This window comes from Hoylesella oralis ATCC 33269 (genome assembly GCF_000185145.2).
In the GTDB taxonomy this organism is placed as follows: Bacteria; Bacteroidota; Bacteroidia; order Bacteroidales; family Bacteroidaceae; genus Prevotella; species Prevotella phocaeensis.
The window spans coordinates 39,550-52,736 of sequence record NZ_GL833116.1; the positions used below are offsets into that span (position 1 = coordinate 39,550).

A 13,187-nucleotide genomic window follows, 5' to 3' on the forward strand; every position below is an offset into this window, starting at 1 on the left:
GCCTTAAAAACTTAATTCCTTAGGACTTAACTTCTTTCAGATAATGAATGATCGGTTATTTTGTATTTCTTGGTGCGGGGTTTCATATCTTCTGTTACCCATACATTGGCTCCTACCACGCATCCTTGGCCTATCGTGATGCGTCCCAATACCGTTGCATTGGCGTAAATCACCACGTTATCTTCCAGTATAGGGTGCCTCGGCATGCCTTTGATGGGGTTGCCATCGTTGTCGAGCGGAAAGCTTTTGGCTCCTAAAGTAACGCCCTGATACAGTTTAACGTGGTTTCCGATGATGCAAGTTGCACCGATTACCACGCCAGTACCGTGGTCTATGGTGAAATAGTTGCCGATTGTAGCGGCGGGATGTATGTCGATACCAGTCTCAGAGTGTGCCATTTCGGTTATCATTCGTGGGATGAGCGGCACGTTGAGCGTATGTAATTCGTGAGCGATACGATAGTTTGTCAGTGCTTTAATTACCGGATAACACGAGATAATCTCGCTATAATTGTCTACAGCGGGATCTCCATCGTAAGCAGCTTTTACGTCTGTGGCCAGCGTGCTGCGTATCTGCGGCAGACGGGCAATGAGTTCGGTGGCGATAACATCGGCTTGCAAGCGCCATGCAGGCAGGTTGCGGCGCGACTCTTCGTCGCAGGTAGCGGCGAAACATAGGCCTGCTAATACCTGTTCAGTGAGCTTTCGATGCAATTGTTCTACGTTTACACCTATTTGATATTTAATTGTATTGCTGTTAACTGTAGACTTTCCGAAGTATCCGGGGAACAGAATGGCCCGCGAAAGGTTGATGATATCTTCGAGTTCCGTACCGGATGGCAGCGGACTTCCGTCGCGGTATTGGTGACACAGGCCTTCCAAAGAATCGGGATTTGAAAGGAATTCCACTGTTTGAGTTAGTACATGAGTCAGTTTCGAGACACTCATTGCGATGCTTGTGTATCAGTATATTTTCCGTGCAAAGATACTGTTTTTACTTGAAAACGGAGAAATGAATGTGATAAAAATATTAAATGTTGGGCTCCGGAGGGGGATTTTTGGATGAAGGATTAGGGATGAATGATGAGGGATTGATGGTTGTGTTGCTGCGGCTTGGCCTGTCTATGTTGTCTTGAACCGCGTTGTTTTTGCCATACATATATAAGGACTAGGACAAACTGCGTTCCTACGGCTCGATTAGACTGTCTGTCTGTCGGACATAGAGGGTACACCTGTCGGGCATAGACTGCATATCTGATAAAAATACTTTATAGATATGTCTTTTTAAAACTATCTTTCTTCCCCCATTGAATAAGCGGAGAAGGGGTGCTGTTTGTGCCGGATAATGAAAAAATATGCACAACACTGCAACATTTTCCCCGCTATCTGCGTCTAACATGTAGAACTAAAATCGTAAAAAGATGAAAAAAGTAAATTTGATACTTTGCGGTGTATTGGCAGCAACTGTGCTGTCTTCTTGCGTTTATCGCAGTGAAGTTTTGGGCAAAAGAGTTGTTTTAGACAGCACGCGCAAAACAGACGTATTTAATAAGGTGACGCTCTTTGCTTCGTGCAATGTGCACTATAAGCAGGGCGACACATGCTCTGTGCGCGTGGTTGGCGACAAACAATTGGTGAAAAACTTAATTACACAAGTGATAAACAACGAATTGCAGATACGTATGAAGCCTTACAAAGGCGATTTGATGCGGCTGTTAAACAAGACAGAGCTGAATGTTTACGTAACTTCGCCCGATTTGTTGGCGGTGAAGGTGGCCGGTTCGGGCGATTTTGAAGCTACGGGTACGGTGGACACCGATACGATGCGCATTGCTTTGACGGGCTCGGGAGATATGGATTTTGCCAACCTTATCTGCGACAGGGTAGAGGCCACGTTGCGCGGTTCGGGCGATGTAGAACTGAAAAACGTGCAGGCCGACTATGCTAACTTGAATTTGTTGGGCTCGGGAGATATGAAGGTAAACCTGAAAAATGCACGCAATGCCGATGCTTCGCTTACGGGTTCGGGCGATTTGAAAGTAGGTTTCGATAACTGTGGCATAGTAAATTGCAAGCTCTTAGGTTCGGGCGATATAGAATTGAAAGGCAGGATAAGGCAGTTAAACCAAAACTCTACGGGCTCGGGAGATATAGAAACATCGGGTTTGAAAGTGGGATATTAGAAGTTAACGGGTGCCTTTTTCGGGGTTAACCGTGGTTAATGGGAGTGTTACTCGCTTCGTTCGTGGGAGTTAGCGGACAAATGTTTTTGTGTAGTTTGCCGATTTCAAAGCTAATGTCTGTTACCTCTCGAGCCTATAGGAGAGATACCTCCCGTTAACCACGGTTAACTCTAAAAGAAACAACAAATACTTTCAGGAAAGACTGATGAAGCGGACGTATCGCTCCAATCCATGTTTTACGGCCGGAATGCGGAAGATGAATTTCTCTAAAACGAATATTCCTACTATGGCAACGGCGATGCCTAAGAGCACATCTATTACGTAATGATGCCCCGTATATACGGCTGTGAACCAAATACCCATGCAGATTAGCGCAAATATGCACACCGTTTGCCACCGCTGCCTACTGATAACGGCATAGACGGTTGTAATGAGCATGTAGGCTGCATGCAACGAAGGAACGGCAGCAAACACATTTGCATTGGCGCCGTAGAGTGCATGGAATACGGGTATGCCCGTAAGCTGGTCGAAACGTCCTAAACCCGCAACGTTTCCGGAGGTGTGGAGTAGGGGCTCGAAACCGTAATGCATGGCATACCAAGGCGGTGCTGCAGGATGGATATAATAACCGCAGAAGCCCAGCAGATTGACGAAAAGAAAGGCCAAGGAAAACCGAAGATAACTCTTGCGCTGCCCTTTGAAATAAAGATAAAGGCCGAAGCAAAGCGGCAAGGGCACCCAACAAAGATAGAAAAAGCCCGCTAGCATGTCGGCTGCAGTACAGTGATGAAGAGCGAAAAACTCGCTTGGAATAAGCACAGATGTACCCGATGCGATACCGAAAAGATGTTTTTCGGCGTCATAAAGTCCGCGTATGTCTATGGCATTCGCCTCGTAGTTGGGCCACAGGCGCATGGCATCGTAGGAACAGGCGAAGACGAGCCACGGCGTAAGAGCTACGGCTATCTTCCTTGTAGGCCTGAAACCCACGAGCAAGATATATAAAATAAGGATATAAATACTGAACATTTATCTGCCTTTCAGTTGCTTGTAGCAATGCCACACACGCCAAAAAGCCGTGATATTGGCCAGCACTGCAATGAGCATCATCGGCACCGAAAGCACCCACAGGTTGGCATAAATGCCGCAGAAGATGGCACCTATCGATGTTGCTACCACCCTTTCGGGGCGTTGCATGAAGCCTACTTTACACTCGATGCCTATGCCTTCGGCTCGCGCACGGACATAACTCACCATTACAGAGCCCACCATGGCAAGGAAGGTTACCACTCCGCTGCCGATCCACCCGTCGAGTAAGAAGTATATGGCTATGCCGAAAAGCGTGAAAAGCTCGCTATAGCGGTCGAGAGTGGAGTCCCAAAGAGCGCCGAACGTAGAAGACATGTTGCCCATACGTGCCAGACGACCGTCCATCATATCGAATAAACCGGCGAAAAGTATAATGAATCCGCCCCATCCGATGAGCGTTAAACTGTTTTCGGGCTTATATGCAGCGGCATAAACGAATATGCCTGCCGCCACGATATTGAGCAAAAAGCCGATTGTGGTGATAATGTTAGGAGTGATGCCCACCTTGATCATGCCCTTTATCAGTGGGTTGATAATTCGGTAGATCGCCTTTTGTAAGAAATCTCTATAGTTCATATCTTTTCTTGAATACAAATATACGTTGCATTTGATAGTTCCATAACACCGCTACGGCTACGGCCACCACGGCTTTAACGATGATAAAATAAACGCCGGAGAGTTCGGTCAGCAGGAACGTTCCGAGGGTATTGAGCAGGATACTGCCCGTCCAAACGAGGAAATACCGCATGGCTATGACCTTTTTCTTCATGCCCATGGCATGGAATACCCACCGGTAGTTGATGATACAGTTCGTGATACCGCCGCTGAGTGCACCGAAGAATATGGCGTAAGCATACCACATGTTGCAGAAATGCGACAGAAGAATGGTGACACAGAAGTCGATTATCGAGGCTATCCATGCCGAACATTGCGCTTTGACAAACGTGATGAGATTTTCTTTTATGCTGCCCATCGTGCCAAAACTATGATAATAAGACTGTAAAAGCCGGCAAGCAGGTCGTCTGCCATTACCCAGAAACCGCCGTGCCTGCGGTCGAGAGCACGGATGCCCAGCGGCTTTAGTATGTCGAAGAAGCGGAAAATAACGAAAGAAGATGCTGCATATATGAGGTCTCCTGCGGGCGAACAAAGCAGCGGAACCCATACTCCGGCCATCTCGTCTATTACGACTCGGCTCGGATCTTCGCCCCAATAAGGCTCCAATTTATCGGCTGCCCATGTGCCGATCCATGTAAATAGCAGTATTAGAACGAGAGTTGTGAGAAATAGAGGTATGGTGTTCAGCACTTGCGCCATGCCTAACCAAATAACGGTGGCAAGGAGTGCTCCTGCTGTTCCGGGCCCCCAAGGCCAGAAACCGGAGCCGAAACCGGAGCCGAATACTACAGCAAGAATCGGTGGGCGTTTCATATATGCGGTGCAAATTTAATGGAAAAAATATAAATAACCAAAAAGTTTTCTCGCTTTTTACAATATTATATATACCTTTGCAGCCATATTTATTAATATTAAGTAGCGCAAACGCGTTTATATTTTTATTGATGTGAAGAAGGTTATTGGGATATTTATCATGATAATAGCCTTGGTAACGAGTGCCAAGGCGCAGATTTCAGGTGACATTGTAGATACGAATGGTTTTCCTATAGCTTATGCCAGCGCCATGTATAAGGGGCATCATATTGCTGTATCCAGCGATATGAACGGTCATTTTACTATAGATAGGCACGAAGGATGGGCACTTACGTTCAGTTCGATGGGCTTTAAAGCGCAGACGATAAAGGTGGATGCGAAGACTCCTTCTACGATGAAGATCGTGTTAAAGGAAGATACGAAGAACTTGACTGAGGTGCTTGTGAAGTCTCGGCGTGGTCGCTACTCGCGTAAGGATAACCCTGCGGTGGAGTTGATGCGGCGGGTGATCGCCGCCAAAAAGCGAACTCACCTCGATAACCATGATTATTATCAGTACAACAAATACCAGAAAATATCGCTGGCATTGAATGACATCAATCCCAACGACGCCATGCAGGGCTCTTCCAAGAAGGCTCAGTGGATGATAGACCAAATAGAAACCAGTCCTTATAATAATAAACTCATCCTTCCGGTGTCCGTCGACGAGACCGTAACACAGCATATATATCGGAAAGAACCCAAGAGTGAGAAAGATATCATTAAGGGACAGCAGAGTCAGGGCGTCAACAACGTGATACAGACAGGCGAGATATTGAACACATTGCTTAAAGAAGTGTTTACCGATGTCGACCTCTATGACGATCATATCCGCCTTTTGCAGTACCCGTTCACAAGTCCTATCGGCGAGACAGCCATCTCTTTCTACCGCTATTATATAGAAGATACGGTGTATGTCGACCGTGATTTGTGCTATCATTTGCAGTTCATTCCCAACAATCAGCAGGACTTTGGCTTCCGTGGAGACCTATATGTGTTGGCTGATTCTACACTTCATGTGAAGAAATGCGACCTCACTATTCCGCATAAAAGCGATGTGAATTTCGTACAGAACATGCATCTCACCCAAGAATATACCAAGCTCGACAACGGAGAATGGGCACTTTCCAAAGATGACATGTGGGCCGAACTGTCGTTAACGAGCTTCCTGTCGAAGATACTTGTAGTGCGTAACACCCGTTTAACGGATTATGCCTTCGATGAACTGCCCAACAAACTCTTTAAGGGCAAGGCTAAAACGAGGCATGAAGCCGATGCTATGATCCGTGATGAGGCTTTCTGGAACCAATACCGCACCGTGGAACTTACGAAAGGTGAGTCGTCTATGGATGCTTTTGTGCATAGAATGGAGCAATCAAAGAACTTCAAATGGGTACTGATTGGCGTAAAAGCGCTGTTAGAAAATTATGTCGAGACCGGTTCCCTTAAGACTAAAAGCAAGTTCGATTTCGGTCCGATCAACACATTCATATCGCATAACTTCGTCGACGGTTATCGCTTTCGCCTCAGCGGACGCACGATGGCGGCGCTAAATCCTCACTTTTTCTGGAACGGATATATCGCCCGTGGCGTTTCTTCGCACAAAACATACTATGGAAGTGAGCTTACGTGGTCGATAAACAAAAAGAAGAACTCGCCTTTTGAGTTCCCCCAACGCAATTTGATATTAGAAACAGCGTACGATGTTATGTCTCCTGCCGATAAATTTTTGCTGCATAATAAGGATAATGTGTTCATGACGTTCCGCTCGCAGAAGGTTGAACAGATGTATTTCTATAATCGTCAGAAACTTTCTTTTATCTACGAAACCGATTGGGGATTAAGTGTAAGTACGTCGTTAAAGGCAGAAAGCAACGAAGTTGCAGGCGGATTGCGCTTCATAAAGAAGCTCGACGGCAGCGAGACCTATAAGATACGTACGACAGAGTATAAACTTGGCTTTAAATTCTGCCCCGGACAAACCTTCGTAAACACCAAACAGCAGCGCTGGCCCATAAATCTTGATAGCCCAGAGTTTACCATTAGCCACACTATAGGGCTGAAACACGTGCTTGGAGGGCAATACAATCTGAACTTAACCGAACTTGGAGTGTACAAACGTCAATGGCTTGGCAGCTGGGGATATATAGACATGCACCTCAATGCAGGCGCTCAATGGAACAAAGTGCCGTTTCCTTTGCTCATCATGCCGCCTGTGAACCTCTCGTATTTCGAGGAGGAAGGTACGTTCAGTCTGATGCGTAACATGGAATTTCTTACCGACCGTTATGCTTATTGGGCCGTTTCGTGGGACTTAAACGGCAAACTTCTTAACCGTATTCCGCTTGTTAAGAAGCTCAAGTGGCGTGAATATGTGGCTTTCAAGGGTATGTTCGGCAAGTTGACAGATAAGAATAACCCTTTTCTTGCGCAAAATAATGGCGATGATATGCTGTTCAGCTTCCCGCAGGGTGCGCATGTGATGGATCCGAAAGCACCTTACATGGAACTCGTAGCGGGTGTACATAATATATTCAAGTTCTTTGCAGTCGACTTTGTTCACCGTTTCAATTACAACGGCCATGCCGATACGAAGAAGAATGGTATACGTTTCGGCTTCATGATGAGCTTCTAAACCACTTTCCGAGGAGGCTTCTGTCATCTGTAAGACATTCCGTTGTTTGCCGAACCCGATATGAATATCGCGTTTAAATATGCTTTTTTTTTCGGCTTTCAGTATAAATCGTTATCTTTGCAACGAACAGCAAACAAATTTGGCAAGCAGCAATGTCGGTGATAAACCGGCCCTACTGTCAAGATATCGCTAAACGATAAAGATGTATGAGGAAGCTAATAAACCCGTGGATAGGGAAAGATGGTTACGATTGTTTTGGCTGTAACCCCGAAAATCCGATAGGTCTTCACATGGAATTCTATGAAGACGGCGATTACATTATTTCATTCCTCCGGCCGCAGGAGCACCTGCAAGGTTGGGTAAACACCGTGCACGGCGGTATTCTGAGCACCATTATCGACGAGATTGCGGGCTGGACAGTATCGCGAAAGCTGCAGACTACGGGCGTTACCTCGCGGCTCGAAGTTAATTACCGGCACCCCGTAGCGGTAACAGAACAGCAACTTACCGTGCGTGCCCGTATCAGAGAGATGAAGCGAAACCTCGCTTTTATCGATGCAACCATAGAGAACAGTCGCGGCGAAACATGCGTGGAAGGCACTGCCGTGTATTTTACGTTCGGTCCGGATAAGGCACGCGAGATGGGTTTCACCCGCTGCGATGCGGTAGACGAGCAACTGCTATCTATGTAATAAGGTATGAAAAGATTTCTTTTAGCAGACAGGCAAGGCATCACCCGTGCCGGTCTGATGTTCTTGTTGGGTGGCTTTTCAGATACCGATTATAAGTTTACGGAAGACAAGACCGAACTGATAAATGCGTTGCGCGAGGCTCCCGACAGCATCGTTGTGCTCGACTACACGCTCTTCGATATCAATGATGCAGCCGAACTGCTGATACTTAGTCAGCGTTTCGGTAATGTTCATTGGGTGTTGTTCAGCGAAGATTTAAGTACAGATTTCGTGCGTATGATCATTGCGTCAAGTCCGCAATTCAGCGTTTTACTGAAAGAATCGCCATTGCAGGAGATACGCGAGGCACTCAGTTTTGCCATGCGTGGCCGGAGGTTTATCTGTCAGCGCATGACGGAGTTGCTGCTCGTGCCCGAAACACGCGAACAGGAGCAGGTGAAACTTACACGTACAGAGACCGAAGTGCTGAAAGATATCGCGCTCGGAATGACCACCCGTGAGATTGCCGAAAAACGTTTTTCGAGTTTCCATACCGTGAATACTCATCGTAAAAATATATTCCGTAAGCTCGGAGTGAACAATGTACACGAGGCAACCAAGTATGCTCTCCGCGCCGGATTGGTGGACTCGGCGGAATATTATATCTGAATTTTAGCGATAATGGGATGTGCGGAGGGCCTTATTCTGGCCTTAGCTCTGCTCTAACTCCTCGCTGTGGAAAGAGAATAGAGAGGGGAGAAAAGAGAGGGAGAGGGGGTGTAGGGACCTCCCCCAGCCCCTCCGAAGGAGGGGTGTGCCTCGCGGAAAGCGGATAAGGATGGGATATTGCAACCTCCCCCAGCCCCTCCGAAGGAGGGATGTGCCTTGCGGAGGTTGGATTAAGCATGGATATGGCGGCCTCCCCCAGCCCCTCCGAAGGAGGGGTGTGCCTTGCGGAAGTCGGATTAACACGCTACATGTGGGACTTTTCATGCTTTTCTGTTTGGAGCGAAAGCGCAGTCTAACCATACTTTTCCCCTTAGAAAGAGGTGACAGAGGGGTGATAGAACAATTTTTCCTTACCTCTCTAATTAGAGAAAAAAGTTGGAATGAAGCAGATAAGTGGACAAGGAAGTACTCTTTCCTTATCCATCCAATTGAAAGAGACAAAAGAATTTAAACAGGCAGATATACAGGATATCTTTATTAGATGTGTAACTTAAATTTGATAGATATGCCATCTGTGCCCGATAGACAGACGGTCTGACAGAAACGTAAGGATTTTGTTTGTCTAAATTCATATACATGTATCGTGCAAACAATATTACCAAAGGGAATTTATGTAGACTAAATACCTGCAATACAGCTATCAAGCGTTTATTTTTCATTTCTTATATTTCATCTTCATCCCCTCCCTCTTTCATTTCTAATCACTTTTTTCTACGTTCGAAAACAAACGGAATTCATGCAATATAACATACCCTTCCCCTTGGAAAGAGATAGGTCGTCTTTCTCCAACTCTCCCCTGTAAGTGAAGAATATGGACAGGAGTAAGTTGTAAGATGGTGCATGGCCTCCCTCTGACTCCTCCCTGTAGGGGGAGAATATGGATTGGAAGAGGTTATAAAAGGATGCCCCTCTTCTTGGAAAAGATAGGGCGGGAGGGGATTGAACATGGCAAACAAAAGAAATCGGTCCCTTTTCCATCTCCCCTTGGAAAGGGTAGAAGCATAATTAAACTAAATCACCATTTCTTTTAAAAGAGTAAAGATGAAAGTTTACATTTCGCATCTATCCGCTTTCCGCGAGGTACCCCCCTCCTTCGGAGGGGCTGGGGGAGGCCGCCATATCCATGCTTAATCCAACCTCCGCAAGGCACATCCCTCCTTTGGAGGGACAGAGGGAGGTCGCAATATCCCATCCTTATCCGCTTTCCGCGAGGCACCCCCCTCCTTCGGAGGGGCTGGGGGAGGTCCCTACACCCCCTCTCCCTTTCCTTTCTCCCCACTCTATTCTCTTTCCACAGCGAGGAGTTAGAGCTAGTCCAAGTATCGCTTAGTCTTATTTCTTGCTCTTTGTTTCGCGGTTATTCTCAAACTTTACATGTACAAACTTGAACCCCATCGACCGCAATAGATTATTGAATTGCGCGATAGCATTCTGCTCTGCCGCTGCTATGTTACTACTGTTCAGGCACCGTTTCTTCATGGCAACATAGGCTTTACGGTAAAGTGCGTCGCGTGAAGCCTCTGTCCATGAGCCGCTTTCATAGAAAGAACGACTGCGAGCTTCATCAATGAAGTCGTTCGAAAGTAATTTAATGGGCGGCAAGGTGGCCACGATAGTATCTTTATTTGCCTTTATCCAGCCGGGTTTAGCCTCGTGCAAGTTCACTCCGAGGCGCAATGTACCGTAATAAATACGTACGAGTTGGGCATCTCCGAAGAACCCATGTCGCACCGTGTCTACCAGTTCTTCATCGCTGATCGATAGAAATTCCCATTCTCCTATGCGCTCTATGGAGCGTATCTGCGTAGGTGTAATGTCGATACGATTATTTTGTGTGATGCCTATGCTGTTATTATTGGTGAGCCATACCAGCGCCGGAATACCCACAAGCACTATTAACACCACTGCAACAATGGATATCTGCATGCTTTGCGGCATCATTCTGTAAAGTCTTTTCAGCCTTCCCTGCAGCTTATTCCTATTATTTTCCATGTTCGTTTGTCGTTTTTTCTAAGATTTCAGGTATATCCTGCCACGTGAATTTCTTACGGAAACTGATGGTGATATCCTCTTCTTTGTAGCCCATTTGTACAATCATAGGCACTAAGATGCGTGCCGCACTCTCACGAGCAGTCTCTATAATACCCATCTGCGGTATGTCTTTTATGATTGCCTCGCGCCCCTGCCGTTCGTAAGAGGTAAGTTCGGCATCGGTAAAATTGCTGCGCAGCATGGCTACATACTGTTTCACGTCGTCGTGGTTGATGCGTGTACCGGTGAGAGTTACCTTGGGATCGGGCAATGTTATTTCTATCTTGCGCCCGTTCCGATGCACATTGTTTGCGCTGAAGCCATCGAAATCTACATATGCCTTTACCGTAGCATCCATCGGGATGGCCACCTTACGTTCGCCGAGCGGCAGATCTATGCTGAAACTTTTCTGCAAAATCTTGCCTTCCAGCTTCTTCGTGTCATCATGAGTCACTATCTTATGCACGCGTACTTCTGCCGTGTAGAGCCGCGAACACTTCTGTATTTGCATCACCATCATGGGAATTGTGTCTACTGCAAGCGTCTCCTTGGGTGCCTGTTTGCCTGAACAGGACATGATAAAAGGCAATATGAGCACGAAATATAATAGCTTTTTCGTCATTATAGAATATGTTAATACTCGCGCAAAGATAGCAAAAATATGTCAAATTGTAGGAGGTAGCGCACATTTTTTCGTCTCTCGTTAAACTTTTACGACCGCTCTACGTCAAACTGGTAGTTGCAACGTAGAAACGATTATGTACGAACAATTAAAATGTAGTGAAAATGAAAAAGAAGATGATGATGACAATGGTTGCCTTGCTGATGCTGAGCGTATCGGTTATGGCACGTGAAGATAGATGGCAGGATAACGACAGAAAGAAGCCCGATACGGAACAAATGGTGAAAATACATACCGACCGTATGGTAGAGAAGTACGGTTTGAACAAGAAACAGGCAAAGAAACTCCTCGAACTTAATGCCAGATATGCCGGCAAGATGTCTCCGATGGAAGGTTGCGACAGGTGTTTTAATAAAGGTAAACGGCCCGATGACGGCAGTCAACCGCCGCTGTTGCGTGACTCGATGCCGCGTCCGCCACGCCCAGATAGTGAAGCTATGCAGGCTGAACATAAAGAAATGCAGGAGAATATGGCTGCCTATCGCAGCGAACTGAAAGAGATAATGACCGAAGAGCAATATGCCAAGTACGAAAGCGATGCAAAACAGATGCAACACCGCCATGGTCGTGGTGCCCGTTTTGGTAAGCAAATCGGAACTAAACCGCCAAAGAAAACCGAATAACGGCACTAACTGAACTTTTATTATATCACTGCAATCTTCAATGGTATTTGGTTTGATTAAAGGCAACGGCGCTTCCTGAGTTATTTAGGAAGCGCCATTTTTCGTATTTGTCGGATAAATATGTTACCTTTGTAATCTAAAATGATTGAGGTATGAAAAAGCTTTTTATGCTATTGACGGTGGCCGTTGCGGTGGTAGGTATTGCATCTTGCGGCGGTAAATCGGACAGTAATCGCATTATTGCACCCAAACCGGTGAAGCAGAAGCCCAAGGCAACGCAGAAAGTGGGTGATTATTCGCAGACTCGTGATGTGGAATGGTTGGGATCGCATTATAAGATAGAGGTGAAACGCGTGGCAGATACTTCGCTTCCGCTTGCCGACGATGGCTCTGGGAATAAGTATTTCGACAACCGAATTACGGTGCGTATCTTGCGTAGCAACGGCACGGAGTTCTTTTGTCGTACGTTTACGAAAGCAGATTTCGATGCATCTCTCGAAGCTACATATCGCAAGAACGGCGCCTTATTGGGCATCGTGTACGATCAGGTAGTGGGTAAACGGCTGATATTTGCAGCGAGTGTGGGTTCTCCCGATAAGATGAGCGATGAATACATGCCGCTTCTGCTGAAGATTTCTAATCTTGGCAGTGTAGAGATAAGTAAGGATAATCAGCTCGATACAGGTGGTGAAGGGAGCACAAAGAAGTCGGAAATCGATCTTGCAGAGGAGGAAGGTATGTGATGCAGGACCTCTGATCTGAAGTTTTCCCGCAAAGTTAGATGTGTTAAACATTATCTGAATTTGGAAAGAGTCTGGTATTGCACCGGACTCTTTCTATCTAATCAGAGTTTTATTCTTTTATTGTTGTAATGATAGATGTTTCTTTCTAAAGCCTTAACGAAGACTTCTAACGTTTCTATTTTTTCTGTATACAGAAGTTCGGCCTCCATAATATAAGAAGTTTTCAGCCGTCGTATTATCGCTGCGATGCGCCGATAGTTTCGTTTGTTCTTTTTTCTATCTCCCCTTGGAAAAGAGAGAAGTATCCATATTCATAACATTTCTAAGGTCTA

The 13,187-nt window shown here is 46.1% G+C and carries 13 protein-coding genes; 6 read left to right on the plus strand and 7 right to left on the minus strand.

The window, feature by feature from the left end; translation table 11 throughout:
• Positions 1 to 26: 26 nt before the first annotated feature.
• Entirely contained in the window at positions 27 to 947 is a 921-nt protein-coding gene (locus tag HMPREF0663_RS00155) for a serine O-acetyltransferase (RefSeq protein WP_004367964.1), read from the minus strand.
• A 473-nt stretch (positions 948 to 1,420) separates the two neighbouring features.
• Here HMPREF0663_RS00155 and HMPREF0663_RS00165 point away from each other — a divergent pair, with 473 nt between their 5' ends.
• Positions 1,421 to 2,182 (plus strand): head GIN domain-containing protein, encoded by a 762-nt coding sequence (locus HMPREF0663_RS00165; RefSeq protein ID WP_004367965.1) that lies wholly within the window; start codon positions 1,421 to 1,423, stop codon positions 2,180 to 2,182.
• Between the two features lie 192 nt (positions 2,183 to 2,374).
• On the opposite strand, the gene HMPREF0663_RS00170 is transcribed toward HMPREF0663_RS00165, so the two are convergent.
• Genes HMPREF0663_RS00170 through HMPREF0663_RS00185 form a run of 4 tightly spaced genes read right to left on the minus strand, consistent with a single transcriptional unit; the run spans position 2,375 to position 4,702 of the window.
• Entirely contained in the window at positions 2,375 to 3,211 is an 837-nt protein-coding gene (locus HMPREF0663_RS00170; RefSeq protein WP_004367966.1) for a phosphatase PAP2 family protein, read from the minus strand.
• Positions 3,212 to 3,847, minus strand: coding sequence for a CDP-alcohol phosphatidyltransferase family protein (locus tag HMPREF0663_RS00175; RefSeq protein ID WP_004367967.1), 636 nt, complete (start codon positions 3,845 to 3,847; stop codon positions 3,212 to 3,214).
• On the minus strand, positions 3,837 to 4,244 hold the full coding sequence (locus tag HMPREF0663_RS00180) for a GtrA family protein (protein WP_016665600.1): 408 nt from the start codon (positions 4,242 to 4,244) through the stop codon (positions 3,837 to 3,839). The genes HMPREF0663_RS00175 and HMPREF0663_RS00180 overlap by 11 nt, the downstream gene beginning before the upstream one ends.
• Complete coding sequence (locus tag HMPREF0663_RS00185; protein ID WP_004367969.1) at positions 4,232 to 4,702, minus strand: phosphatidylglycerophosphatase A family protein; 471 nt, start codon at positions 4,700 to 4,702, stop codon at positions 4,232 to 4,234. Before HMPREF0663_RS00185 ends, HMPREF0663_RS00180 begins: the two co-directional genes overlap by 13 nt.
• Before the next feature lie 133 nt (positions 4,703 to 4,835).
• Here HMPREF0663_RS00185 and HMPREF0663_RS00190 point away from each other — a divergent pair, with 133 nt between their 5' ends.
• The 3 genes from HMPREF0663_RS00190 to HMPREF0663_RS00200 all read left to right on the plus strand — a co-directional run bounded on the left by HMPREF0663_RS00190 (position 4,836) and on the right by HMPREF0663_RS00200 (position 8,716).
• A complete protein-coding gene (locus HMPREF0663_RS00190) occupies positions 4,836 to 7,376 on the plus strand; it encodes a DUF5686 and carboxypeptidase-like regulatory domain-containing protein (RefSeq protein ID WP_004367970.1) in 2,541 nt (846 codons plus the stop codon).
• 206 nt (positions 7,377 to 7,582) lie between these two features.
• Positions 7,583 to 8,068: a PaaI family thioesterase gene (locus HMPREF0663_RS00195; protein ID WP_004367971.1), complete on the plus strand. Its 486-nt coding sequence runs from the start codon at positions 7,583 to 7,585 to the stop codon at positions 8,066 to 8,068.
• Between the two features lie 6 nt (positions 8,069 to 8,074).
• A complete protein-coding gene (locus tag HMPREF0663_RS00200; RefSeq protein WP_004367972.1) occupies positions 8,075 to 8,716 on the plus strand; it encodes a response regulator transcription factor in 642 nt (213 codons plus the stop codon).
• A 1,392-nt stretch (positions 8,717 to 10,108) separates the two neighbouring features.
• Here the strand turns inward: HMPREF0663_RS00200 and HMPREF0663_RS00210 are convergent.
• Together HMPREF0663_RS00210 and HMPREF0663_RS00215 are read right to left on the minus strand one after the other, a co-directional pair.
• Positions 10,109 to 10,768 carry a DUF4230 domain-containing protein gene (locus HMPREF0663_RS00210; RefSeq protein ID WP_004367976.1) on the minus strand — a complete coding sequence of 220 codons (660 nt, stop codon included), beginning with the start codon at positions 10,766 to 10,768 and terminating at the stop codon, positions 10,109 to 10,111.
• Positions 10,758 to 11,429 carry a DUF4230 domain-containing protein gene (locus HMPREF0663_RS00215; protein WP_004367978.1) on the minus strand — a complete coding sequence of 224 codons (672 nt, stop codon included), beginning with the start codon at positions 11,427 to 11,429 and terminating at the stop codon, positions 10,758 to 10,760. The genes HMPREF0663_RS00210 and HMPREF0663_RS00215 overlap by 11 nt, the downstream gene beginning before the upstream one ends.
• A 164-nt stretch (positions 11,430 to 11,593) precedes the next feature.
• Between HMPREF0663_RS00215 and HMPREF0663_RS00220 the strand changes: the two genes are divergently transcribed.
• Positions 11,594 to 12,112, plus strand: coding sequence for a DUF4890 domain-containing protein (locus HMPREF0663_RS00220; RefSeq protein ID WP_004367980.1), 519 nt, complete (start codon positions 11,594 to 11,596; stop codon positions 12,110 to 12,112).
• Positions 12,113 to 12,264: 152 nt separating this feature from the next.
• Positions 12,265 to 12,855 (plus strand): DUF4738 domain-containing protein, encoded by a 591-nt coding sequence (locus HMPREF0663_RS00225; RefSeq protein WP_004367982.1) that lies wholly within the window; start codon positions 12,265 to 12,267, stop codon positions 12,853 to 12,855.
• Positions 12,856 to 13,187: the final 332 nt, after the last annotated feature.